We start from the raw sequence: 24,861 nt of genomic DNA, 5'->3' as shown, positions 1-24,861 counted from the left end.
GCAATTATCAACATCATTCATTGTCAATTCTCATATTGCGCTTGTTTTGGTTTGGTAAGCCAATAATTTATCTAGTGCTTTTAACCATGTTTCAGATGGCGCGGACGGAAACCTGTCGCTAATAACACGCCGCCGTAAATCACTGCACCGACCACACACATAATCAGTAGCGCAACCAAACGTTGCCATTGTGCCTTATCGGCTGGAAAGTACGGTAGCATGACATAAAGCACGGCGACCATGGCAGTGGTGGAAATCGTAAACTGCGCAAATAGCTTTTTCCAGTGACTGCCAAAACGGAAAATATCGCGCTTATGCAAGAAGTAATACAGTAAGCCTGCATTCACAAATGATGCGCCAGTCGTCGCAAGTGCCAACCCGCCATGCAGTGGAATCTCAAGAAAGTAAAATATCCCAATGAAGATGACACTAAAAATCATATTAGCAAAAACGGAAATAATACCGATTCTGACGGGTGTACGAATATCTTGACGAGCAAAGAAAGCCGGGGCAAAGACTTTTATCAACATAAAGCCTAAAATACCGCCAGCCATACTTTTGAGGGCAATCGAACTCATTTGCGCATCACGTAAGGTAAATTCGCCACGTAAGAACAGCGCTTGCATGAGCACATCAGACAATATAAATAGTGCAGCTGAGGCAGGTACGCCGACTAAGATAATTAAGCGTGCTGCCCAATCAATAGTCTTTTTAAAACTGACATCGTCTTTTTGGGCTTCGCTTTTCGATAAGCTAGGTAAAATAACGGTACCAATTGCCACCCCAATCAAGCCAAGTGGTAACTCGCTCATACGTTCAGCAGCGTATAGCCACGAGACTGAACCACCAATCATCAAAGAAGCAAAGATAGTATTTAATAAAAGATTAATCTGAGTAACTGATACCCCAAAGATAGCAGGTAGCATCAATTTTAATATACGTCTGACACCTTCATGTTGGAAGTCGATTTTGGGCATGACCAGTAGTTTTTGTTGCGACAGTTGTGGCAATTGCAGTAATAGCTGTAATAAGCCTGCAATAGCGACCGCGTAACCGAGCGCCATAATGGGCGTCTCAAACATCGGTGCAAAAACCAGTGCGCCACCAATCATACATAAATTGAGTAGTACTGGTGCAAAGGCTGGTGCCGCAAAACGTCCGTAGCTTTGTAAAATGCCACTGGCAAAGGCAGTCATTGAGATAAACAATAAATAAGGAAAGGTCAGGCGCAGTAGCTCAGCGGTAATCGCAAACTTATCAGGTTGATCGGCAAAACCGGGCGCAAATAAAGTCACGACCCACGGTGCCATTAATATGACAACCACAGTAAGCATCGATAAAATTAACATCAGCGCACCTGACGTGCGACTGACTAATATTTGTACCTCTCGTAAGCTGTATTTTTCTTTATATTCAGATAAAACAGGGACAAAAGCTTGACTAAACGCACCTTCAGCAAATAGGCGTCGCAGAAAGTTCGGTATCTTAAAGGCTACCAAAAAGGCGTCCATCAGACCACCAGCGCCAAAGACGCCTAATAAAACAATATCGCGTACGAGACCTAAGATACGCGACAGCATGGTCATGCTACTGACCACCATGGTTGAACGAAATAACCGACTTTTTGCCATGAGAACCTATTCTGCTAATTTGTTTAGTGATGGTTGCTTGCTGATTTACGAGAGTCAAAAAAACTGACAGATTATAGCACTTTCATAACCTAGGTAAATGCATTGGATAGGAAATACAGAGTCTGTTATCAAGAATGCTTTTACCTCAGTTAAAATAAGGTTTAGGGATCAAGAAGGTTGACAATCATCTCACGCAATTTTGTCCATTCAAAATAATCACCAGGGTCAGTTTTGCGACCGGGGGCAATATCGCTATGACCAGTCAGATGTCGACGGGTTTTAGGATAAGCATCATAAATGGCAATGATTGCTTTTGCCAATGCCTCATATTGCGCCGCGCTAAAAGGCACAAAATCTGATCCTTCAAGCTCAATGCCAATGCTATAATCATTACATTCGACTCGACCAAGATAGCTTGACCTGCCAGCATGCCATGCACGCTCGTTAAAATTTACAAATTGAGTCATCGTACCGTCGCGCTCAATAAATAAATGCGCAGAAACTTCAGCGCCTTTTATGGTCTGGAAATAAGGATGGGTGTCCCAGTCTAATTGATTGGTGAATAAGGCTTTGACGTAGTGGATACCGTCAGCGTCGCACGCGCCAAATTCACTGGGCGGTAAGCTGATGTTGTGAATAACAATCGTATCAATGCTTGTATTCTGAGGTCGTTTATTAACGTTCGGAGAAGCAAGCCAAGTGGCGGCTGATAATTGACCTTCGTTGATTGTCATCGGTGATGCTATAGACATAATATTCTCTTTTATAATCGTTATTAATCAGCAGAAAAATGCGTTTTATCATAAATTTTGTATAAATGAATAGTAAATATATCGTCATTTCATTATAAACAAGAGAGACATCAATAATATTTTACTAAAAAATTCAATATTGATAATAAGTCTTAAAATACTTTAATAAATAACAGTCACGCGATAAGCGTATCACCTTTATAGTGCGAGATTTTACCTATGTATATAAACTCAGTTTCAAATCGTATTGCGCTAGATGATACGCCAATTCAGTTTAGCCGGTATGCTCGTTTGCCACTGGCGCTTGCTGGCCTGCTGCTCACCGCGCAGGCGCAAGCATTTTTACCAACGCCGGCTTCACTAGTAACGACTGGTGAGCTTGCGCTTAATACAGATGCTAACACTAATACCGATAACGATGCTAAAGCCAAATCTGGCACAGCTGCTGAAACGGATTCTAGACAGCTGCTAACTTCATGGCGTGAGCAGGCTAAGATAAAAAATCTTGCCCAAGATACGACATGGCGCCGCTTATTATATTTCTCTGATGATAAAAAAGGCTTGTTTGGCAAAAATAAAAATATCAGCGCGGTCGATGATGCTCGCTTCTTTTTGAGCCCAAATGGGCGTGAAGATTCAGGCGCTGAGCTTGATGCGATGCTTGTCGCCTTTGCTGATGAAGTAGCTAATAATGCTACTCAAGATAATAACAGCAACTCTGTATTATGCCGTTTCCCAGCGCGTGCAAAATGGCTAAGCGATACCTTGGCTATTGATAAGTCAGCGATGCAGGTAAGTTGTCCAGAGCTGACAGCATGGATGGAGAAGCTTGCTCCTGAGCAGCTGTCTATTATGTTTGCACAAGAGTACTTAGACAATCCTTTGTCTGCCTTTGCCCATACCTTACTACGTATTGACTCAAAGGCAAGTGTGGCTGACCCAAGCCAGATTCACCATGCTTATGCGTTAAATGATACGGTCGATGGCGATACTAAAGATAACTTTGTATTGTACGCCATCAAATCTATGACAGGTGGCTATAGCAATCTCATTGAGATTGACCCTTATCCAGAAAAATTGGCTAAATACCTGCAAGACGATGAGCGTGATGCGTGGACGTATCGCTTGGATTTGACCCCAGAGGAAGTTCAGCAAATCATATTGCACGTTTGGGAGACCAAAGATTTAAAATTGCCCTATTACTTTACCTCTGACAACTGCGCCTCTGAGATTTTGCGCTTGATAGATGTGGTACGTCCAGAGCAGCATTTATTGAGTCAGCTGCCTTATGCCGTTATTCCATCAGATGTGGTACAGCTGCTGAACAAAGAAGGTTTTCTTGCCAGCACCAACTATACGCCGGCTGATAGCACCTTACGACAAGCGCAATTGAATACAGTCAAACAGCAGCGTGAGCAGCTCGGCTATCACAGTAGTCCCAAACAGATGCTTAATGAGATTAAGTCGGCGCAGCTAAATACCGTTTCTAGTATGTCAGATGATGGACAGACGTTACTCAATCGCCAAATTGCAGTCTCAGATACTAATCCTCTTAACAGACATCCGCTGCAAATGGGAAGTATTGGCATCGGTCAGCGCGGGGATAATAATTACATCGATCTTAGCGCGCGTGCAGGTTATCACGATACCCTTGATCGTCCGTCTGGCTTTCCGCAGTTTTTTGATTTAGAAGGTGCTTCTGCGACTGTGCGTTTGTATGACACAGATAATGGTAAAGCCAACCAACCAAAAAGCGTAGTGTTACAGAATCTGATTTTGATTAAAGGGCGTTCTTTTAACCCCGTTAATTCGGCTAAAAAGGGCAAAACGTGGGGCGCGAGCATAGAAGCGACGCGTGTAAACGATAGCTCGCAGCAAGACGGCAGCGATCACTTAGTTGGCAGCTTGGGCTATGAGTCAGGTTGGTCGTGGGCGTTTGGTGCCCCGAGTGCAGGTACGGGCGAAATGCCGCCGCAGCTTTGCTATACGTTTTTGGCAGGCAACGCGCAAACGGGGCGTGGTATCAATAAGGGTTTTCGTGTCGGCGCAGGTGTGAATGCTGGCTGTCGCTATCAGATTAACAATCAGTTACGTGCGCAGGCTGAATTGCAATTGCCATATTGGTATCATGGCAGCAGTGATGATTCTAATATACGTGGTCATTATTGGCAGCCTATCTCAAGCTTAGGTTTGCAATATGATATTGATAAGAAGCAAGCGTTACGTCTCAATGCCAATTATGAATGGCAAGATCGTATTGATGCCAATGACGATGTGCAGCTGTCTTATCGACGTTATTTTTAGCAGCTGATATTATTTTAAGTAACCTTACTGTAAGCAGCATATAACTTTAAGCGGCACATAAAAGGCAGACAGGAGATACAATGAATTCGCACAATATACTGATTATAGGTCAAGGTGACATTGGATTGCCAGTGACTAATAAGCTTGCGCAAGATGGTTTAAATGTTACAGGACTGGCACGTCGTGACCGTCAAAATTATGCATTGAATGATAATGCCAAATTTATGCAAGCAGATGCTTTGACGCTTACTGCTGAGCAACTGCAGGAATTCACGCAAATTGCTATTATTGTTACCCCTGATGAATACTCAACCAGTGGTTATCACAACAGCTATTTGGCGATTAATCAGCATTTAGCGGCGCTTACCGATAAATTGCCTACGCTTGAGCGTATTGTTTTTATTTCTTCAACCGGTGTGTACGGGCAAGATAATGGTGAATGGGTTGATGAATCTACCGCGCCTGTAACGCCAGAACGCGAAGCCTCGCAGATTATATTGCAAGCAGAGCAAATGCTGCAACAAGGTTTTGATGATAAAGCAATCATCATCCGTCCAAGTGGTATTTATGGACGCGAGCGCTTAATGCGTGTGCGCAAAGCCAAAGAGCCACAAAAAGAGCCGATAGCAGCTGGCGCGTGGACCAATCGTATTATGGACTCTGATTTGGTCAATATTATTGCTCATGTTATGACGATACAGTTGCCAAAGCCCGTTTATATTGCAACCGATTATCTACCAGTGACTTCCTTTGCGCTGACCACCTGGCTATGTGAGCAATTAGGTGAAGCGCTACCAGTCCTTGATGATAAAAATACTGCTATAAGCGGAAAGCGGCTACACAGCAATATTCCGTTAGCGTGGCTGACGTATCCTGATTGGCAAATCGGCTATGAAGATATTTTGCGTCATCAAGATTGATAGCATTGATAAAGCCGCTATAGAACTTAAATACGTTTCTAAATATATTGTTCATGGGTGCTATTTGATAAAGGTACTCACTTAGGAAGATTTTATGACCCAGCCTTTTATTTCTAAAGATGGCTTATCCAGCGCTGATTTTGCGGCAGAGGGTCAGTTCGAAAACAATAATGTGGAGCAATCGGTAGCGTTATCCAATAGTGATAGTAACCAGCCTGCGATTATACATCCCAATTTTGACCCAACTCAATCACCACTAGACCCTGCCAGACCTCTAACGGATATTCCAGAGCCAGCGCGGCGTTTGAATGGACAGTTACGCCGCTTATATGGCAATGCTGCACGTTTTCATCAGCCAAATAAGGACAGCCTGTCAAAATGGGATGTTATCGCTTCAGAGCCATTAGCTGAGCATTTAGCGCTATTAAGCGCTGCTAAGTTAATAGCACTGCCTGATAGTTTTTATCATAATCATAGTGAGCAGCCATTATTGTCCTCATTAAATGAGATGGTTTTGTTAGATATGTCAGACATTCAGCAAGCTATTCGAGCATATCCAAGACTGAGTCGTTATGGGTTTTTGCCAGCTGATAGCACAGAAAACTTAAAGGATAAGAAGGACAACAAGGATAAAGTCGCAGCTAAAACCACAGCTAAAAATAAAATATCTGCTGAACTGTCTCTGCGCGCCTTGACCAAACGTTATAATCCTGATGAGCTGCTAAGTAGTATGTATGCGGATGATTGGCATGTGATATTGCAGCCGCAGCAGTTTGATACTGGTGAGGGTAGTTTAGCTACTGACATTATGGCCTGTAGTGTTGCTGTCTACGTTTTAAAGCAGTGTAGTAGTCGTAAAAGCATCAATCATAGTTATAGCGCCGCGCAAATTTGCCAGCATGTACGTAGTTACTTGCTCAGTCAGGTTATTGTTAACCCAACACAGAGTCATGCCTATCGTCAAATTCGGGTTTTTGCAGGGCATATTATTGTGGCTGCGCATTATTTAGGGTTTGATGTACAAGTCAGTACAGACGGTCAGTGTTATTTCAACCTTTCATCGCGTTGTGGTCTTTTGACGCGCTATCCTAATATGCAAGATTATGATATCAATGGTTGGTCAAGTTAAGCACCAACGCCTATAATGCGCGTCATCATCATTTTTAAACTTTCTTTTTGTTGATAGGAACTCTCTAATGCCTCATGCCCAACACGCTAACAATGTCCAATTTTCATCTCATGCCTTTATTCAACTGGCTTTAGACAATCAAGTATTAAAGTTTGGTGAGTTTGTCCTAAAGTCTGGTCGTATTAGCCCATATTTTTTTAATGCAGGTCTGCTGGCCTCAGGTGAGATGTTGTCGTTATTAGCGAGTGGTTATGCCGATGCTTTAGCTGAAACGGTGGCTGAACAGATGATTGCTACAAATGATGGTGAGAGCACACAAGAGCTGGTTATCTTTGGTGCCGCTTATAAAGGTATTCCGTTTGTGGCGGCAACTGCACAGGCTTTGTGGCTGCATCATGGTATCAATGCAAAATGGGGCTATAACCGTAAAGAAGCTAAGACGCATGGCGAAGGCGGTAATTTGGTCGGTGCTGATGTCAATGGTAAGGCGGTTTGGATTTTAGATGATGTGATTACGGCTGGCACGGCAATGCGTGAAGTGGTTGAAATTTTAGAGCAAGCAGGCGCGAGTGTTGCCGGTATTATCGTGGCGCTTGACCGTAAAGAAAAAGGCTTAGCCGAGCATTCTGCTATTCAAGAGCTAGCAGCAACATTAAATGTGCCAGTGCGGGCTCTTGTCGATATTGATGATTTGATCAGCTATTTGGCAGAGAGCAGTCATGCTAATCAAGACACAACCCAACTTGCAAAAATGCAGCATTACCGTACCCAGTATGGCGTATAGTTAAGCACAATCGTTGTCATCTCTATTCGTATATGTGTGCCTATATTGATAATCGTCCTGACATGTAATTGTGGGCATTTTAACTATTAGCTTTTATCTGTTAATAATACTTTGTAATAACATCCCGTAAATGAGTCTTCTTATGAGCCTAGAACAGCCAAAAAAATCGTTGAATATACTTGTAATTATGGATCCTATTGAACAAGTTAATTATAAAAAGGACACCAGTCTAGCAATGATGTGGTCAGCGCAAGATCGTGGTCATCGTCTTGGATACTGTCAGATTCATGATTTATGGCTCGATCGTGGGCAGTTGATGGTTGATACGCAGTCTGTTACTGTTAAGCGTGATCCTCAAGACTTTTATACGTTAGGTGAGAAGACGACAGGTTCCGTCAGCGATTACGATGTGATTTTAATGCGTAAAGATCCACCGTTTGATATGCGTTTTATTTACGCGACCTATATGCTTGATCATGCAAAAGCTGCAGGTGTATTGGTTGTCAACGACCCACAGGCGATTCGTGAATGTAATGAAAAGCTATTTGCCACTTGGTTTAGCGACTATATGAGCCCAACGATTGTGACCAGTAAACAGGTACATATTCGTCAATTTATTGCTGAGCAACAAGACGTTATCGTGAAGCCTTTAGATGGTATGGGCGGTACGGGGATTTTCCGTTTGACTGCTGACAGCCCAAATATTGGGGTGACGCTTGAGATGCTGACTGAGCTTGAAACATTACCGATTATGGCGCAGCGTTATCTACCAGAGATTAAAGAAGGTGATAAGCGTGTATTGATAGTCGATGGTACTGTGGTTGACTACACCTTAGCTCGTATTCCGACAAAAGGTGAAACCCGTGGCAATCTTGCTGCTGGTGGTAGCGGTGTAGCTATGCCTCTGACTGATGTCGAACGCCAAGTAGCAGAAGTGGTCGCGCCTATTGTTAAAGAAAAAGGCTTAATGTTTGTTGGTTTAGACTTGATTGGTGGTCGAATTACGGAAATCAATGTGACCAGTCCCACCTGTGTACGTGAGATTGATGATCAGTGCGGTACAGACATTGCCACTGATTTTATCATTGCCATCGAGCGAAAATTGGCAATCTGATAGGTTGCTACAGTTTGTTGGTTAGATAGGCTGTAAGGATAGGGTAATGTAATACTTATCTACTGGCACAATGAGCAAAAATAGTTGTGCTACCATGTATCGTTAAAACGTTAGGGCAGCAGCGTTTTTATAACGATTTAGCAGTATGTACCAAAGCCAAGTCGTGATTACTCACGGCTTGGATTTTTGTTATTAGTCAGTCAGAAAATACTATATATCCGACCACGATTTACACTATACTATGCGGGCTTTTAAGCAGCCCTTATGACCCAATAATTCAGATGGCGATAGGACAATAAGTCCTTCATATCAATACAAAAAAGATAGGCAGGCACCCAATGAAGACACCGCACATACTAATGATGGCTGCTGGTACTGGCGGACACGTATTTCCCGCGCTGGCAGTTAGTGAAGAATTGAGCAAGCGCGGTGTGGTTATTCATTGGTTGGGTACACCAAATGGCATGGAAAATGGTTTGGTAGCACCGACTGGTTATCCTTTTCATGCGATTGAGATGCAAGGCTTACGCGGTAAAGGCATTGGGCGTTTACTTAAGATGCCAGTAACTTTACTGTCTGCGACTATGGTAGTTATCAAAATCATTCGTGCTAATAATATTGATATGGTGGTCGGTTTTGGTGGTTATGTCAGCGCACCCGGCGGCATAGCAGCTCGTCTGACTAAGACATCGCTGATTATCCATGAGCAAAATGCCATTGCCGGCATGAGTAACCGCTATTTGGCAAAAATGGCTACCAAAGTCTTACAAGCATTTGAGAATACTTTTGGCAATAGTCAGCTTGATAAAAAGCTTGAAACCGTCGGTAATCCAGTACGTAATGCGATTACTGGAGTCGCTGAACCTACTAATCGTTATGATATAAATGACCGCTCAGCATTAAAACTGTTAGTGGTTGGCGGCTCACTTGGCGCTCAAGTGCTAAACGATACGGTGCCAAAAGCACTGGCATTGATAGAAAATCCATTTGAGGTGCGTCATCAATGTGGACGTAATAACGAAGCAGCGACGCAAGCAGCATATGATAATGAAGACTTAAGTGTGCATCAGTTTACGGTGCAGCCATTTATCGATGATATGGCAGCGGCTTATAATTGGGCAGATATTATTGTTTGCCGTGCTGGAGCGCTCACCGTTACTGAAATTCAAAATGTCGGTATTGCCGCGATATTTGTACCGCTGCCAAGTGCAGTAGATGATCACCAAACGGCAAATGCACGCACTTTGACATTACATAAAGCTGCGATTTTATTACCGCAAAATGAATTGACACCCAAACGCTTGAGTGAAGAGCTTGCTATCCTTGATAAACCCGCTTGCTTAGAAATGGCAAAAAAAGGTCATGCGTTTGCTAATCGTCAGGCCTGCCAAGATGTTGCCGATATTATCTGGCAAGCATTATAAATAGTGATTTAAACGCTTAATATTTTTGATTACCTAAATTCTATCCGTCTTATAAAAAGAGAAAACGCTATGCCTACCTCTGCTAAAGCCTTAACCAAACGTTTGATTGAAATACCAGAAATGCGCCGTATTCAGCATCTACATTTTATCGGTATTGGTGGTTCTGGAATGTGCGGTATCGCTGAGGTTATGAATAATCAAGGCTATAAAGTTAGTGGTTCTGATATTGCTGAGAGCTTAGTGACCAAACGCTTGGCACAGATTGGCATTGATATTGCTATTGGTCATGATTCTAAAAACATCGCCAATGCTGATGTCATCGTCGTATCGTCTGCCATTGACCGTAGCAATCCTGAAGTAAAAGCAGCATTAGAAGCACGTCTTCCTGTGGTTCGCCGTGCTGATATGCTTGGTGAGTTAATGCGCTATCGTCACGGTATCGCCGTTGCTGGGGCACATGGTAAAACTACGACGACTAGCTTGCTGACGACCATGATGGCTGAAGGAAAACTTGATCCTACTTATGTGATTGGCGGTAAGCTTAATGCTTCAGGTAAAAATGCAGCGCTCGGTAGCAGTCGTTTCTTAATTGCAGAAGCGGACGAATCTGATGCGTCATTCTTGTCATTACATCCGATGGCAGCGATTGTCACCAATATCGATCAAGACCATATGGAAACCTATGGCAATAGCTTTGATAAATTAAAAGCAGCTTACATTCAGTTTTTACAAAACATGCCGTTTTACGGTTTGGCCGTTGTATGCGGTGATGACCCTGAACTATATGCGATGATTGATGATATTGGGCGTCCAGTATTAACCTTTGGTCTTGAGCCATTTAACGATGTACAAGCGGTTGATTTAGTTACCGAAGGCACAAAAACGCATTTTACGGTATTGCGCCGTGATCATGAGCCATTACGTCTGACCCTTAATATTCCGGGCGTACACAATGTTTATAATGCACTAGCTGCCATTACTATGGCAACTGACGAAGGCGTTGACGATGCTGCAATCACTCGTGCGCTAAAGAAATTTGAAGGCGTTGGTCGTCGTTTTGAGCAGCATGCTTCTGTCACTATCGACGATGGCGATGTGTTACTGATTGATGATTATGGTCATCATCCAAAAGAAGTGGATGCAACCATTAAAGCCGCCCGTCAAAGCTTCCCTGAGCGCCGTTTGGTTATGATGTTCCAGCCGCATCGTTATAGCCGTACCCGTGACTGCTTTGATGATTTTGTCGAAGTGCTCTCAAGTGTCGATGAGTTATTGTTGCTGGATGTCTATTCTGCTGGCGAGAGCCCCATTGCCGGTGCGGATACCAAGGCCTTAGCACGTAGTATTCGTTTGCGGGGTACGGTTGAGCCGACGATTATTGATAAATATAATATTGCCCCTGTGATGCAGCGCTTATTAAAAGTAGGTGATATGCTCATCACCCAAGGCGCGGGTAACGTCGGGCAAATAGCTGTTGAGCTCGCTGCCAACAATCTTTATATCAAATAAGCTTTTTATGAGCATTGCTTTAAACATATTAGGAACAGAGGGACGACCATGAATACTACTCAAGAAAATAACGATAATATGAACCAAGACTGTAGTAATACTGAGCAAGATACTATTAAAGATAATGTTAGCAATAATATTAAAGGTAGTGCTCAAAATAATGCTGCTCCTATTATCAATCCAGAACCTGCCTTGGCAGCCGCGGCACAAGCAGAGCAAGATAAAATAAAGGGCGATAGCCAAGGCGCTGATGTATTACCAGCTATCAAAGAAAGCAAAGTAAAAGACGCCAGTGAGTTTGGTAAAGTGGCGGTGATTTATGGTGGTAGCAGCAACGAGCGTAGCGTATCTTTAGACAGTGGCGCCGCTGTATTGCTAGCATTGCAAAACCAAGGCGTCGATGCGACCCATTTTGATCCTAAAGACCAAGATATTACTGAGCTGCGTCAATATGACCGTGTATTCAACGTCTTGCATGGTCGTGGCGGCGAAGATGGTCTGCTACAAGGCGTATTGCAGTGGTTTAATATTCCACAGACAGGTTCAGGTATTTTGGCATCAGCACTTGGCATGGATAAAGTACGTACTAAGCAGTTGTGGCAAGGCTGCGGTTTATCGACTGCGCCATTCTCTATTCTCACCGCTGAAACTGACTGGCAGCAAGTGGTAAATATGTTAGGACTGCCACTTATTATCAAGCCGGTACATGAAGGATCAAGTATTGGTATGACCAAAGTCAATAACCTTGATGAGCTGCCAGCTGCCTATGCAACCGCCGTACAATGCGGTGATGCGGTGATGGCTGAGCGCTGGATTACTGGTCGTGAGTTTACCATCGTGATTATCGATGACGAAGCGTATCCAGTTATTCGCCTAGAGCCTGCTGATATTACCAATTTTTATGATTTTGAAGCCAAATATAACCGCAATGATACCAGCTATTATATTCCTTGCGGTTTAAGTGTTACCGACGAGAAGCATTTACAAGAACTAAGCTTATCAGCGTTTCGTGCGGTTGAAGCAAAAGGTTGGGGACGTATTGATGCAATGCAGGATGAAGCTGGTAACTTTTGGCTGCTTGAGATTAATACTGTACCAGGGATGACAAGTCATAGTCTGGTACCAATGGCGGCTAAAGCGCGTGGTATGGACTTTGAGCGCTTATGCTGGCATATTCTAGCGCAAACGGTATAACGCTTTGAATCGGATGCTGATGAATAAGTGAAATTACCAGTTATCCTTGCTTAAGAGCCACCTCTATCTATAGACAATGTATCGCTAGCCCTGCTATACCACAGCTTCGTGTAAACTTGTGTAAATTCGACATTAGTAGTAGGGGTTAGGCTATTGTTTAAAGGTAAAATGCGTTAATATTGTAACTATCTACTTGTTTTAGTGATAATTATGCAACGCCTTAGTTGTTTTTCTACTAAATAAAAGATTTGTTACCTTTGAGTGTAGTTAAATTCACTTTATAGCGTACTTTTAATGATGCAAATTGATACTATGCTCATTCGCTAAATTTATTAAAAGACTAAAGTGCTCAAGGTTTTGGTTAAATAAAAGGCATTATCGATTTTATACCTATAACTTTATGCTGATATAAGTCGATAGATAGCGATTACATCCAATTATAGATATATAGATAGGGACGAAGTGTATTATGGCTCAAACTGTCAATGACGTCGCTGACTTGATGAGTGATAAAACGCGTCACCCAAAATCTAACTTTCAAGTACCTACGGCGCTCAGATATTTTTTTACCGTATTGGTGCTTGGCTTGTTGGTATTGATATTGATAATGGGCGCTAAGGCGTTACGTGATGCACCACCAGCAGCGATTCATGTCAATCATCAAGGTTTGACAGTCGCTGAATATCGGGCGCTGCAGCATGTGATGAACCAGCAGAGCGTGAGCAGTTTTTTTACCTCTGACTTGCAAGCGCTACGCGATATCACGACGGGTTTGGCATGGGTTGACCAAGTCAGTATCAGTCGGGATTGGCAGCGTGGTATTGTGGTTACCGTCTTGCCTAAACAAGCTGTGGCAAATTTTGGCACTGAACGTTTGGTTGATGCAAAAGGTAATGTATTTGTGCCTGCCGATAGTCGAGACTTGACCCAAGCGCAATTTGCGATGTTGCAAGGCGATATGAGCCAAGCGCCAGTCATCATGCAACAGCTACAACAAGTTAATGACTGGTATGCACCGCTTGGTTTGCAAGTGGCAGATATTATTTTATCACCAAGAATGACTTGGCTGATTCGCTTTGATAATGGCTTACGTATTATCGTTGATAACGAGAATACCGCGCAAAAGCTGCTAAATTTAAGCCAGTTAATGGGTAATCAATTAGAAAACCGCCGTGCTGAAATTCAATCGGTAGATCTTCGCTACAAAAATGGATTTACGATTGCATGGAATATAGCACCGCCACAAAATACTGAGATATCTCCGAAAGAAAAGCAGCCAAACGATAAATCTACAAAAGAACAACCTCTATAAGCAATATATAAAGCAGTCAACACGCTAAAATTTTCTGCTTTATTTTTATCTAGAGTAAACATACGCTGTTATCCCCTGATAATAGTTTTATTTTAATGATTTAATGGAGACATCATTTGTTCTCCTGTTTAGCGATAATTTGTCTGGTACCATGAAAAATACTGAAAATCTGGTTGTTGTCCATTTAAGCGCCACGGCAGTTTATGTCGTTATTGGTAGCGTTGAGTCTGCAAAAGACATCCGTATCATGGGTGTGGGGCAAGTTAAAAACAGTGACTTTTATCAAGGTCAAATCAAGCATCGTGAACGCTTACAAGGTGCGATTAAACAAGCTATTCAAGAAGCGGAAGATACCGCTAATTGCCGCGTTCATAGTGTCTGGCTGACGATGGCAACGCCTGAGCTTCTGAGCAAAAATAGCGCAGGTGAGGTCAGAGTAGAAAATGAGTTTGTACGTACTAAAGACATGGTACAAGCGCTATCTAATGCCAAATCGCAAGATTTATCCTCAGATAATTATCTGATGCATTGTTGTCAGCAAGGTATCTATATCGATAATCAAGAGTTTATGGTTGATGATGCCATTGATATGGTGGCGAAAAATATCACTGTGATGTATCACATGATGATGATGCCGGTTGCAGGTCGTCAAAATATTCAAAAACTTTTGCAAAGCTGTGATGTCGGTATTGATCATATTGTATTTGATGCAGTGACCAGTGCCGAATATAGCTTGATGGGCGAAGAGCGCCAACAAGGCGTCTGCTTAATTGATATCGGTGCTAGTACTACTAGCATTTGTGTTTATAAAGAAAACAAGCTGATTTTCACTCATTGTATCGCGATGGGCAGCCATGAAGTGACAATGGATATATCAGCAGACGTTGGTATCTCCATGATAGAGGCGGAAAAGCTGAAAAAAACATATGGTACCGTCGATGTCAATAGTGTAGACCCAAGCTCATTTTTTCTATTTAAACCGCAAGGGTCGGGCGATGAGATTAATATCAATATTTATAATCTTGCTCGTATTATTGAAGCGCGTTATGAGCAAATATTCACTGAAGTGGTTCGCCAATTACGCGAAGCGGACTTATTGGGTTATATTGATAAAGGGCTTGTGCTTTCAGGCGGCGGCAGTGCCATTAAAGGTATGATACCGTTTGCCAAAAAATTGTTAAAAATGCCGGTGGTCTTGACCAACACCCATCCAGCTATTAGTGCTTATAATCATTTTGATAATGATGAGTCTTTCAAACAGCTGAATATTCAGGTGAACGATCGCGCTTATCAAACGGCATTTGGGACCCTACTTTATAGTCAGAGCGAGCAGTTTCGCCGCAGTGAAAAGAGTGAGCCGGAAGCAATTCAAAAAAATCGTGTGACAGGTGTTTTTCAAAGTGCCGGTCAACGTTTTGCTAGTGTGCTAAAAAAGATATTATAATTGTGCTGTGATGTTGCTGACAATCTACTTATCGTAATCAGATAATGATTTTTACAGCAGCACCAAGCAACAATATGAACAGCAATACCCTGTATAATAACGGCATATATTGGTTAAGCGTTACTATTTAAGCCATTGCCCTATTTTATTCAAATACATTTATATATAGTCAGTCGATAGCGCGCCATATGAGTGTGTTACCCCGTATCGACCATCACGCTATCTGCAACTGGAGAAACCTTTTTATGTCAAAATATACCATGCCAGATGATAATCAGCTTCAAAATAACGGCCAAGCAAGCTTCACTGTATTCGGTGTAGGTGGCGGCGGCGGTAATGCAGTTGAACATATGGTACAGCAAGGGATTAGAGGGGTAACGTTTGTCTGTGCAAATACGGATAAACAAGCGCTTGATCGTCTGACGGCACCGCATAAGTTACAACTTGGCGCAAAAACTAACCGTGGTCTTGGTGCAGGGGCAAATCCTGAAGTGGGTCGTGAAGCTGCAGAAAGTGACGAAGAAGCGATTCGCGCGTTACTTGAACACTCAGACATGGTGTTTATCACAGCTGGTATGGGTGGTGGTACTGGTACTGGTGCAGCACCAGTGGTTGCGCGTATTGCCAAAGAGATGGAAGTGTTGACAGTCGCAGTAGTCACCACACCATTCAAATTTGAAGGCGGTAAACGTATCAAGGCTGCTAAAGCGGGTATCGAGCAGCTTACTAATTTTGTAGATTCTATCATCACTATCCCAAATGATAAGTTGATGAGTGTGTACGGCAATATCTCTATGCAAGATGCTTTCAAAAAAGCAGACGATGTGTTGTTGCATGCGGTTCAAGGTATTGCAGAAACTATCGCTAGCGAAGGTATGATCAATATTGACTTTAACGATATCCGCACGGCGATGACTGCTAAAGGTCATGCGATGATGGGTATAGGTCGTGCTAGCGGCGATGATCGTGCGCGTCAAGCGACCGAAAAAGCCATCAGATCGCCACTGCTTGATGATTTACGTTTAGAGAATGCTAAAGGCTTACTGGTCAACGTTATCTCTTCTGAGTCGCTATCATTGGATGAGATGAGCAAAATCAGTGTCATCGTTGAAGAAATCACCGATATAGATGATGCGCATATCTTCTATGGTTCAGTCATTGATGAAAAAATGGGTGATGATTTACACGTTACCGTCATTGCAACCGGTCTAACCTTAGATGAGAACGCTGGTGAAGAGCCTGAAGTGGTTGAGCAGCCAGTGCCTTCTGTGAACAGCACGCAGCCTGTTGATCCTAACTTGCATACTAGCGCTTTAAATAGCCAAAAGCAGGCTCAAGCTCAGTATCAAGAAAACCCAGTGCGCTCAAATATCGCGCCAGAGCAGACAAAAACAAAAACCAATAGTATCCAAGATTATTTAAAACGTCAGCAAAACAAATAGTTATCTTTGTATACTGATTAAGAAAGCCGGCGTTGATCGCTGGCTTTTTTGTATTTAATATTTGAGCTGATAATTTTTAAAACACTCTGTTGTTAAATGAAGTCTGACCTGATTGTTGGTATATGTACTGTCTAAATATCGCTATTTGATAAGCATTAATAAGAAGTAAAGCTCTTTATGAATCACTATTTCACAGTAGTTTACGCCTAATTATAAGATAAAAACACTCAATAATAGCCCTTTAATAAGTGTTTTCAAACAAGGAGATAAGCAAATTAACGCTTTTTAACGCTAGCGAACTGGGGTCGGCTAATGATACACTATGGCAATTGTAACAAAATATGTGAGAAAGTAGCCATGAACCAACGAACCATAAAAACAGCAATAGCCGTTACAGGTACTGGTCTCCATAGTGGTCAACCTGTTGATTTAGAGTTTTATCCGCAGCCAATTAATACTGGAATCGTCTTTGAGCGCTCTGATATTGCTGGTAGCAATCCTATTCCTGCCAGTGCATTTTTGGTACAAGATACCATGATGTCATCTAATTTGGTATTTGGTGGGACTCGTGTAGGTACTGTTGAGCATTTACTCAGTGCGATAGCGGGACTTGGGGTAGATAATCTTTTAATCCGGGTGTCAGCATCAGAGATACCGATTATGGATGGCAGTGCAGCCCCTTTTGTGGGACTGTTATTGCAAGCCGGTTTCTGTGAACAGGATGCGTTAAAGAAATTTATTAAAATCGTACGCCCTGTACGTGTCAAAGTTGACGATAAATGGGCAGAGCTACGTCCTTATCAAGGTTTTGAGCTGAATTTTGAGATTGATTTTGACCATCCTGCGATTGATAAAAACTTTCAGCATGCCCAGTTGCAGTTTTCGACCCAAAATTTCATTGAACAGCTGAGCTCAGCCCGTACCTTTGGTTTTTTACGTGATATCGAAGCCATGCGTCAGAATAATTTGGCATTGGGCGGGAGCATGGACAATGCGATCGTTATCGATGAAAGCAGTATTTTAAACGAAGAAGGTTTACGTTTTAACGATGAGTTCGTTCGTCATAAAATGTTAGATGCCCTAGGTGATTTATATTTGATTGGTTATCCTATTTTAGGTCGTTTTAATGCTTATAAATCGGGTCATGCTTTGAATAATTTGTTAGTACGTGAGATTTTATCTGACCACAATAACTTTGAAATTGTAACATTTGATGACAACGTAACATGTCCTATCGAATATTTACCTTTGAATGGTATAACTGTCGAAGGATGAATACAGAGATATACACGAAGTATCGAAACATTTACGCAATATTACATAAAATGGTTATAAGTAGGGGAAATAAATATTCATTTTTTTAAATATATAATTATTTATTTTATAATAACCACCCTGTATAGTAGACGACATAAAAGCTGTAGCGAATAGCAAAATCATCTGTCAGTGATGTTCACAATGTGAATGGTACTGACAGATGATTTTTTTTGTTTTTGAGATTACAAGAACGCAGCCTTAACAGACTCAATCAGCGGATTATTTTACATAACTTTACATATCGCGTGGTAGATTTTTAGTCATTGATGAGACGCAAAAGTGCTTTTTTGAGGTTTTCATCAGTGGTGACATGCTCTGCTGCCTGTGATATAGTCCGCTTTGTGTTTTGGCTAAGAGCCTGATTTTCATGGGCTTTAACAGACATTGAGCGTGATGCTGACAAGGCTGATAATGATTTAGAATAATGATTATTAGCAGAACTATTGGCTACGATGACGCGGATTTGCTTGAGTTGTTTAAATGTAATTGACTGCTCTGTTAACACCTGCAAATACGCACTTTGTAAATAGCGAATATGATTGGCAGCGGTTACCGACTCGACACTAAGGGTTAATTGCTCAGACGTTAAGCCCACGACCCAGCAGTTATTGAGGATTTCCTCAGGTAGACAATCTACCAGCAGCGCTTTTACTTCAGTGGTTGCTTGCACATATAAATGCATACTATCAGATAGACTTTGGGGTAGCGCACTACCAGCAAAAGCCTGATGATCGATGAGAGTAGCTAGGCGGTTAGGGTGTTTTTTGGACATCGTGATAACTCATCTAATAGGTGAAAAATCGATATTCAGAATAACTAAGCTCAAAACGCCTATTTTCAAAGCAAGGTATGAGATAGCAAACGACCTGTATATAGTAGGTGATTAAACTGATGATGATATCAGTGTCAGCTACTCAAGAAGTAAGAGAGCAATGATAATAAAGATTTTATCATGTTTATTTCATGATTATTTTTTCTAAACTAATTCATGCTTTGTCACGGATGACGAGCAATCCCGTTTTCACAATAGGTAGTAAATTTATGAAACAAGCTTTATTAATTTTATCAGTATTGGGAATGGGCGTGGCACAGACAAGTGGTGCTGCCGAAACAACCTTTCAATCAAATAATACCTTGACTCATACCATCACAAATATCTCTGCTGCTTCGAACTACGGTTCTAGTCGTAATATCTATAGCACCAATAGCGGTGCTTATGTTTCTAGTAACGATGAGATCAGCCAAGCAATCGATAATTTAAGCGCGCATGCAAAACAAAAAGAATATCAGCTTGCCTCGCTAACTAATCGTTTGTCTTATGAGCAGCGTCAGCAGCAAGCAAACACAGTGCCAGATCGTTATTCTGCGCCTGCTATTGCAGCAGCAAATGCATCACGAGTCGCTTTATCTAACAGCTCTGGTTACTGTGCTCGTTATGTTCGTAAAGCGCTACAATCAGCTGGCTATGAATTTACCCCTAATCCTTCAGCCTATCAATATGCCTCTCGTGGCACATTGTCACAAGCAGGCTTTAGCAAAATTAGTAACAATATGCCTACCCAAGTTGGTGACGTTATTGTTTATGATCGTAGCTCAAGACGTCCACATGGCCATATCCAAATATTTGATGGTAATAGCTGGGTGTCTGATTTCCGTCAAAACGGTATCAGCCCATATAGCGGTGTTAATAGCTATACAACATGGCGCGATTCAAAATACGTTGACGATGCCTCAGACCGTGGTATCTACCTTGCAATGGCTGATAAATAAGCTTTTATTTAACGTCTTCTCCGGACTCAGTAATGTGTTTTATGACATTATTGAGTTTTTTTATGTCTTAAATAAAACGCCTCTTCGTTTGATGTTTTTATATTTTTATTGACCAAGGGCTGCTTACCTATCAAAACGTGTCCAATACTGACGATTATGAAAGTCGGGGGGTGATGCATGTTTGGGCGCAAAGTATAACGCTGTGTCGCTAAAGTATAAAATGACGCAAGGATGTATATATTTAACGAGCGCATCATTGTGCCAGTCTACTGTGTCATGCAGCGGTGAAAATAAACTTAATGGTACTCTAAAGCGACGTTGGTACTGATAAGGTGTATGCACTGATATTGTGGAGTCTATTAGCGGTTTTGGGGTATCACTATAATATATCCAGTCGATAGCAGCACGTGTCTGTCCATCAGCTTGCATGAGAGGTTTTGGCGGTAGTATCGCAGGAGAGCGATAGCTATCAAACTCATATAACGCATACTGTCCATTAGGATTGGCATTTATTTCAATATAAGCCGTTGTCCCATTAGTATTAGGTGACCTATCACTATCTTTTGAGCTACTACTGATTAAAGAACCTGCTAAAAAGCATTCAAGGCAAGTTTGTTCCCACAGATAATCCTTAAAGCCAACTTGTTCTGGCTGCCATCTTGACCAATTGAATTGAGTAGCTAACGATTCAGTAGGCAGCGTCACAAAATACTCTAGCTCTAAGTAAGCCTCTGGCTGTTCTATAAGCGTTGCGTTTACCTGTACGCTAATGTTTTGTAATGTTTCTTCCGTCACACTAAGTTGCTGCGCATCCTCTATTAAGGCTTCAGTCGCTAGGCGTAAATCAAAACGCTGGCTCATAGTCTCATTACCTCAAAAATAATTTTCATTATAATATTTGATAGACACTATTATTCATATCAAATACTCGATAGCAGTAAATCCTGAGCGATAAATAACATAAAAGCCGCGAGCAAAGATGCATCACGGCTTTTATACTGTAAAAATCTAACTGGCATATCAGCAGGATAAGCTTGTTTTTAAGCAGCCTGCCAATAATAAACGACTAAGCGTTACGAGCTAAGTTTGAAAGCTTAGGATTAGCGTTTGGATTCTTACGTAGCAATAGCGCCATACGACCAATTGAGTGAATCAACGTTGCCTTAGCGGTAGCGGCAAGCTCAGCACCGATAACATCGCGCTCTTCTTTGGTACCAGCAGGCAGTTTTACTTTAATCAGTTCATGATCTGATAAGGCGCGATCAATCTCTTCTGTGATGCTTGGCGTGACACCTTTATTGCCAATCATAACAATCGGTTTGAGGTCATGACCAATGCCTTTTAAGCGTTTGATGGTTGCGTTATCAAGTTGCATAGAATTCCTAGGGTTTTATAAAAATAAAAAATGATACGATTAAGCGCAATTAATGAGCATTATAAATAATCTATGACCATCTTGCATGAGAACAGCAGGATTTTGCACGATTTTACATGACGAAAATGTTAAACTACAGGTATGAATACATTATAAACGCTACGCTCTTATAAAGCAGTGTTTTCACTAAGAAAATTTATCTATTTCAATTTTTAAAACCGATAAATAGCTCTAACATATTAAAAGTCATCCATAAAAATATTTTTGATGGCGTAACTGTAGAAAATTATAGACAGCAAAAAAATTCATTAAGATACTATTTAATAAACATATATGTGCGTATAAAAAAGTAAGACATAGGAGCAGGAATTTTGGCCACACGTATTGAAAACAACAAATTATCAAAGAGCAGTAGTGCTTGGATGAAAGAGCACATTGATGATCACTATGTGAAAAAAGCTCAAAAAGATGGCTATCGTGCTCGCGCTGCTTATAAATTATTAGAGATAAATGAAAAAACTAATTTGATTAAAAAAGGTATGACGGTTGTCGATTTGGGTAGTGCCCCTGGTAGCTGGTCGCAAGTAGCTGGTGAGCTGGTCGGTGAAAAAGGTATTTTGATTGCCTCTGATATTCTACCGATGGATAACTTGCCAGATGTGACCTTTATTCAAGGTGATTTTCGCGAGGCTTCAGTGTTTGATACTATTATGGCTGAGGTTGGTGATAGACAAGTAGATGTGGTACTGTCCGATATGGCACCCAATACCGCTGGTAACAGTGCTATTGATCAGCCACGCATGATGTATTTATGTGAGCTAGCCGTCGATTTCGCCCTTGCAACCTTGCCAGAAGGTGGCGCGCTTATTATGAAAGTGTTTCAAGGCGTGGGTACACAAGAATTACGCAAGCAAATGCAGGCAGATTTTAGTAAAATTCGTAGTATCAAGCCTGGCGCTTCACGACCGCGCTCAAAAGAGATGTTTTGGGTCGCTATTAAATAGTTGCCATTAAACAGTTTTTTATTAAATAGCTTTTATTAAGTAATAATGACTAAAATCATCAAATCAAATCCGCTACAATCGTTAACTGAATAATAGTGACTTGCGCTTGAATTATTCAGGTTAACACCACATATCATGATATATTAACTTTGTTTGAAAGCTGTTTTTAAGCGCTTTTCTAACTAATTTTTCAAGTAGCTTTTTAAGCACTTATGTTTTTAGCAAAGTCGTCTGACCGTAAGCGCTCTATAAACTCGCTTATTCATCGTTATTGTGCCATTTATCGTTTGTTTAAAACGATATTTGATAATAACCCTTGAATAGCGAGACATACGTTTATATATAGACGTCACGTGTTGAGTAAACACACCAATAAGTAAGGGATGGGAATAACTAGTGAGCGACATGGTAAAAAATACCTTATTGTGGCTGGTGGTGATCGGCGTTTTAGTGCTGGTGTTTAGCGGCTTTGATAAATCATCTGAGCCCGATAGCCTTAACTACTCTGAATTTGTGACCGCTGTGTCAGAAAACCAAGTAGCCAGTGTTGAAATTGACGGCGAGCAGATCATCGGCGAAAAGAAAAATGGTTCAGCGTTTGAGACCATTCGACCAGCTGTAGCTGACGAACAGCTGATGCCATTACTACGTGAAAATAAAGTTGAAGTGCAAGGTACTGCGCCTAAGCGTCAAAGCGTACTCATGCAGCTATTGATAGCCAGCTTCCCAATCTTATTGATTATTGGTTTGTTTCTATTCTTTATGCGTAATATGCAGGGCGGTGCTGGCGGTAAGGGCGGCGGTCCAATGAGTTTTGGTAAATCTAAAGCCAAAATGCTAACTGAAGATCAAATCAAAGTAAATTTTGAAGACGTTGCTGGCTGTGAAGAAGCCAAAGAAGAAGTAGTCGAAGTGGTCGAGTTTTTACGTGATCCTGATAAATTTACCAAACTTGGTGCAACCATTCCACGTGGTATCTTGATGGTCGGTCCTCCAGGTACTGGTAAGACGCTATTGGCAAGAGCCATTGCTGGTGAAGCCAAAGTGCCTTTCTTCTCGATCTCAGGTTCTGATTTTGTAGAAATGTTCGTCGGTGTCGGTGCCTCTCGTGTGCGTGACATGTTTGAGCAAGCTAAGAAAAGTGCGCCTTGTATCATCTTTATCGATGAGATTGACGCAGTCGGTCGTCATCGTGGCTCTGGTATGGGTGGCGGTAACGATGAGCGCGAACAGACATTGAACCAACTATTGGTTGAAATGGATGGTTTTGAAGGTAATGAAGGCGTTATTGTGATTGCCGCGACTAACCGTGCGGACGTTCTTGATAAAGCGTTATTGCGCCCGGGTCGCTTTGACCGTCAGGTACAAGTAGGCTTGCCAGATATCAAAGGTCGTGAGCAAATACTTAAAGTTCATTTGAAGAAACTGCCTAACACTATTGGTGTTGACGCGCATGCGTTAGCTCGTGGTACCCCTGGTTTTAGTGGTGCTCAGCTTGCCAACCTTGTGAACGAAGCTGCATTATTTGCCGCTCGTCGTAACAAGCGCAGTGTTGATATGAATGACTTTGAAGATGCAAAAGATAAGCTTTACATGGGTCCTGAGCGTAAATCAATGGTTATCCGTGAAGAAGAGCGCCGTGCAACGGCCTATCATGAGGCAGGTCATGCATTAGTTGCTGAGCTACTACCGGGTACCGACCCTGTACATAAAGTCACCATTATGCCGCGTGGTTTTGCGCTTGGGGTCACTTGGCAGTTGCCCGAGCACGATCAAACCAGTATGTACAAATCAAAAATGCTGAGTGATATTGCGATCTTGTTTGGTGGTCGTATTGCTGAAGAAGTATTTATCGATCAAATGTCGACAGGTGCCTCAAACGACTTTGAGCGTGCGACAAAAATGGCAAGAGCAATGGTAACCAAATACGGCATGTCTGACGCGCTTGGTATCATGGTCTATGAAGATGATGACAGCTCACAAGGTTACTTCGGTGGCGGTGGTCGTACGATTTCAGAAGCAACCCAGCAAAAGGTTGATGAAGAAGTACGCCGTATGCTAGAAGAACAATACGATATCGCTCGTGAATTGATTGAAGGCAATCAAGAAAAGATGCATGCTATGGTAGATGCCTTGATGAAATGGGAAACTATTGACCGTGATCAATTGCAAGATATCTTAGCCGGTGAACAACCTCGTCCACCAAGAGTTTATCAGCATAATGAAGTCAATTTATCGAAAGGTGATGTGAAAACGGTTGGAGTAATCCCGCCACCATTACCAGCGATGTAATAGTTAGTACTTCAAATAATACTTAAAAGCTCAATAAAAAAAGCCCTTTTTCGAAAGGGCTTTCTTGTTTTCTTTATTTTATGCTGGCTTTAGAACTGTTTAAGATTTCCTGCTATTATAAGTGTACCTTTTAGACAGTTTTTT

The 24,861-nt window shown here is 41.8% G+C and carries 20 protein-coding genes; 15 read left to right on the top strand and 5 right to left on the bottom strand.

The window, feature by feature from the left end; genetic code table 11:
* Positions 1-80 precede the first annotated feature (80 nt).
* Entirely contained in the window at positions 81-1,631 is a 1,551-nt protein-coding gene (gene murJ / locus ACMHKH_RS03655; RefSeq protein ID WP_413519310.1) for a murein biosynthesis integral membrane protein MurJ, read from the bottom strand.
* Between the two features lie 161 nt (positions 1,632-1,792).
* Positions 1,793-2,383 carry a 1,6-anhydro-N-acetylmuramyl-L-alanine amidase AmpD gene (ampD, locus tag ACMHKH_RS03650; RefSeq protein WP_413519309.1) on the bottom strand — a complete coding sequence of 197 codons (591 nt, stop codon included), beginning with the start codon at positions 2,381-2,383 and terminating at the stop codon, positions 1,793-1,795.
* 219 nt (positions 2,384-2,602) lie between these two features.
* On the opposite strand from ampD, the gene ACMHKH_RS03645 reads away from it, so the two are divergent.
* From ACMHKH_RS03645 to lpxC, 12 genes are all read left to right on the top strand, one after another.
* Positions 2,603-4,687 carry a DUF4105 domain-containing protein gene (locus ACMHKH_RS03645; RefSeq protein ID WP_413519308.1) on the top strand — a complete coding sequence of 695 codons (2,085 nt, stop codon included), beginning with the start codon at positions 2,603-2,605 and terminating at the stop codon, positions 4,685-4,687.
* Positions 4,688-4,767: 80 nt separating this feature from the next.
* On the top strand, positions 4,768-5,607 hold the full coding sequence (locus ACMHKH_RS03640; RefSeq protein ID WP_413519307.1) for an SDR family oxidoreductase: 840 nt from the start codon (positions 4,768-4,770) through the stop codon (positions 5,605-5,607).
* A 94-nt stretch (positions 5,608-5,701) separates the two neighbouring features.
* A complete protein-coding gene (locus ACMHKH_RS03635) occupies positions 5,702-6,736 on the top strand; it encodes a hypothetical protein (protein WP_413519306.1) in 1,035 nt (344 codons plus the stop codon).
* 67 nt (positions 6,737-6,803) lie between these two features.
* Positions 6,804-7,520, top strand: a complete 717-nt coding sequence (gene pyrE, locus ACMHKH_RS03630; RefSeq protein ID WP_413519305.1) for an orotate phosphoribosyltransferase — start codon at positions 6,804-6,806, stop codon at positions 7,518-7,520.
* A gap of 142 nt (positions 7,521-7,662) precedes the next feature.
* A complete protein-coding gene (gene gshB / locus ACMHKH_RS03625; protein ID WP_413519304.1) occupies positions 7,663-8,634 on the top strand; it encodes a glutathione synthase in 972 nt (323 codons plus the stop codon).
* 338 nt (positions 8,635-8,972) lie between these two features.
* Positions 8,973-10,058 carry an undecaprenyldiphospho-muramoylpentapeptide beta-N-acetylglucosaminyltransferase gene (gene murG / locus ACMHKH_RS03620; RefSeq protein WP_413519303.1) on the top strand — a complete coding sequence of 362 codons (1,086 nt, stop codon included), beginning with the start codon at positions 8,973-8,975 and terminating at the stop codon, positions 10,056-10,058.
* Between the two features lie 69 nt (positions 10,059-10,127).
* Entirely contained in the window at positions 10,128-11,567 is a 1,440-nt protein-coding gene (gene murC / locus ACMHKH_RS03615; protein WP_413519302.1) for a UDP-N-acetylmuramate--L-alanine ligase, read from the top strand.
* 48 nt (positions 11,568-11,615) lie between these two features.
* A complete protein-coding gene (locus tag ACMHKH_RS03610; RefSeq protein WP_413519301.1) occupies positions 11,616-12,761 on the top strand; it encodes a D-alanine--D-alanine ligase in 1,146 nt (381 codons plus the stop codon).
* A gap of 469 nt (positions 12,762-13,230) precedes the next feature.
* Entirely contained in the window at positions 13,231-14,073 is an 843-nt protein-coding gene (locus tag ACMHKH_RS03605; RefSeq protein ID WP_413519300.1) for a cell division protein FtsQ/DivIB, read from the top strand.
* A gap of 151 nt (positions 14,074-14,224) precedes the next feature.
* Positions 14,225-15,517, top strand: a complete 1,293-nt coding sequence (gene ftsA / locus ACMHKH_RS03600) for a cell division protein FtsA (RefSeq protein ID WP_413519299.1) — start codon at positions 14,225-14,227, stop codon at positions 15,515-15,517.
* A gap of 245 nt (positions 15,518-15,762) precedes the next feature.
* Entirely contained in the window at positions 15,763-16,959 is a 1,197-nt protein-coding gene (ftsZ, locus tag ACMHKH_RS03595; protein WP_413519298.1) for a cell division protein FtsZ, read from the top strand.
* A gap of 357 nt (positions 16,960-17,316) precedes the next feature.
* Positions 17,317-18,234, top strand: a complete 918-nt coding sequence (gene lpxC / locus ACMHKH_RS03590; protein WP_413519297.1) for a UDP-3-O-acyl-N-acetylglucosamine deacetylase — start codon at positions 17,317-17,319, stop codon at positions 18,232-18,234.
* A 298-nt stretch (positions 18,235-18,532) separates the two neighbouring features.
* On the opposite strand, the gene ACMHKH_RS03585 is transcribed toward lpxC, so the two are convergent.
* Complete coding sequence (locus tag ACMHKH_RS03585) at positions 18,533-19,048, bottom strand: hypothetical protein (protein ID WP_413519296.1); 516 nt, start codon at positions 19,046-19,048, stop codon at positions 18,533-18,535.
* A 269-nt stretch (positions 19,049-19,317) separates the two neighbouring features.
* On the opposite strand from ACMHKH_RS03585, the gene ACMHKH_RS03580 reads away from it, so the two are divergent.
* Positions 19,318-20,046, top strand: a complete 729-nt coding sequence (locus ACMHKH_RS03580; protein ID WP_413519295.1) for a CHAP domain-containing protein — start codon at positions 19,318-19,320, stop codon at positions 20,044-20,046.
* Positions 20,047-20,169: 123 nt separating this feature from the next.
* On the opposite strand, the gene ACMHKH_RS03575 is transcribed toward ACMHKH_RS03580, so the two are convergent.
* Together ACMHKH_RS03575 and ACMHKH_RS03570 are read right to left on the bottom strand one after the other, a co-directional pair.
* Positions 20,170-20,907, bottom strand: coding sequence for a hypothetical protein (locus ACMHKH_RS03575; RefSeq protein ID WP_413519294.1), 738 nt, complete (start codon positions 20,905-20,907; stop codon positions 20,170-20,172).
* Between the two features lie 205 nt (positions 20,908-21,112).
* On the bottom strand, positions 21,113-21,421 hold the full coding sequence (locus ACMHKH_RS03570) for a YhbY family RNA-binding protein (protein WP_079692525.1): 309 nt from the start codon (positions 21,419-21,421) through the stop codon (positions 21,113-21,115).
* 371 nt (positions 21,422-21,792) lie between these two features.
* On the opposite strand from ACMHKH_RS03570, the gene ACMHKH_RS03565 reads away from it, so the two are divergent.
* Together ACMHKH_RS03565 and ftsH are read left to right on the top strand one after the other, a co-directional pair.
* On the top strand, positions 21,793-22,425 hold the full coding sequence (locus ACMHKH_RS03565; protein WP_413519293.1) for an RlmE family RNA methyltransferase: 633 nt from the start codon (positions 21,793-21,795) through the stop codon (positions 22,423-22,425).
* Positions 22,426-22,821: 396 nt separating this feature from the next.
* Positions 22,822-24,717 carry an ATP-dependent zinc metalloprotease FtsH gene (gene ftsH, locus ACMHKH_RS03560; protein WP_413519292.1) on the top strand — a complete coding sequence of 632 codons (1,896 nt, stop codon included), beginning with the start codon at positions 22,822-22,824 and terminating at the stop codon, positions 24,715-24,717.
* Positions 24,718-24,861 lie beyond the last annotated feature (144 nt).

Origin of the sequence: Psychrobacter glacincola, assembly GCF_965118485.1 — a bacterium.
Classification (GTDB): domain Bacteria; phylum Pseudomonadota; class Gammaproteobacteria; order Pseudomonadales; family Moraxellaceae; genus Psychrobacter; species Psychrobacter glacincola_D.
This window is presented reverse-complemented; position numbering and strand designations above follow the sequence as displayed.

Bases quoted from the DNA above. Each gene is read 5' to 3' on its own strand.
- ampD (WP_413519309.1), bottom strand. From the start codon at position 2,383: ATGTCTATAGCATCACCGATGACAATCAACGAAGGTCAATTATCAGCC.
- ACMHKH_RS03580 (WP_413519295.1), top strand. From the start codon at position 19,318: ATGAAACAAGCTTTATTAATTTTATCAGTATTGGGAATGGGCGTGGCA.
- murC (WP_413519302.1), top strand. From the start codon at position 10,128: ATGCCTACCTCTGCTAAAGCCTTAACCAAACGTTTGATTGAAATACCA.
- pyrE (WP_413519305.1), top strand. From the start codon at position 6,804: ATGCCTCATGCCCAACACGCTAACAATGTCCAATTTTCATCTCATGCC.
- ACMHKH_RS03610 (WP_413519301.1), top strand. From the start codon at position 11,616: ATGAATACTACTCAAGAAAATAACGATAATATGAACCAAGACTGTAGT.
- murJ (WP_413519310.1), bottom strand. From the start codon at position 1,631: ATGGCAAAAAGTCGGTTATTTCGTTCAACCATGGTGGTCAGTAGCATG.
- ACMHKH_RS03605 (WP_413519300.1), top strand. From the start codon at position 13,231: ATGGCTCAAACTGTCAATGACGTCGCTGACTTGATGAGTGATAAAACG.
- ACMHKH_RS03575 (WP_413519294.1), bottom strand. From the start codon at position 20,907: ATGAGCCAGCGTTTTGATTTACGCCTAGCGACTGAAGCCTTAATAGAG.
- ftsA (WP_413519299.1), top strand. From the start codon at position 14,225: ATGAAAAATACTGAAAATCTGGTTGTTGTCCATTTAAGCGCCACGGCA.
- ACMHKH_RS03635 (WP_413519306.1), top strand. From the start codon at position 5,702: ATGACCCAGCCTTTTATTTCTAAAGATGGCTTATCCAGCGCTGATTTT.
- ftsZ (WP_413519298.1), top strand. From the start codon at position 15,763: ATGTCAAAATATACCATGCCAGATGATAATCAGCTTCAAAATAACGGC.
- ACMHKH_RS03570 (WP_079692525.1), bottom strand. From the start codon at position 21,421: ATGCAACTTGATAACGCAACCATCAAACGCTTAAAAGGCATTGGTCAT.
- murG (WP_413519303.1), top strand. From the start codon at position 8,973: ATGAAGACACCGCACATACTAATGATGGCTGCTGGTACTGGCGGACAC.
- gshB (WP_413519304.1), top strand. From the start codon at position 7,663: ATGAGCCTAGAACAGCCAAAAAAATCGTTGAATATACTTGTAATTATG.
- ACMHKH_RS03645 (WP_413519308.1), top strand. From the start codon at position 2,603: ATGTATATAAACTCAGTTTCAAATCGTATTGCGCTAGATGATACGCCA.
- lpxC (WP_413519297.1), top strand. From the start codon at position 17,317: ATGAACCAACGAACCATAAAAACAGCAATAGCCGTTACAGGTACTGGT.
- ACMHKH_RS03640 (WP_413519307.1), top strand. From the start codon at position 4,768: ATGAATTCGCACAATATACTGATTATAGGTCAAGGTGACATTGGATTG.
- ACMHKH_RS03585 (WP_413519296.1), bottom strand. From the start codon at position 19,048: ATGTCCAAAAAACACCCTAACCGCCTAGCTACTCTCATCGATCATCAG.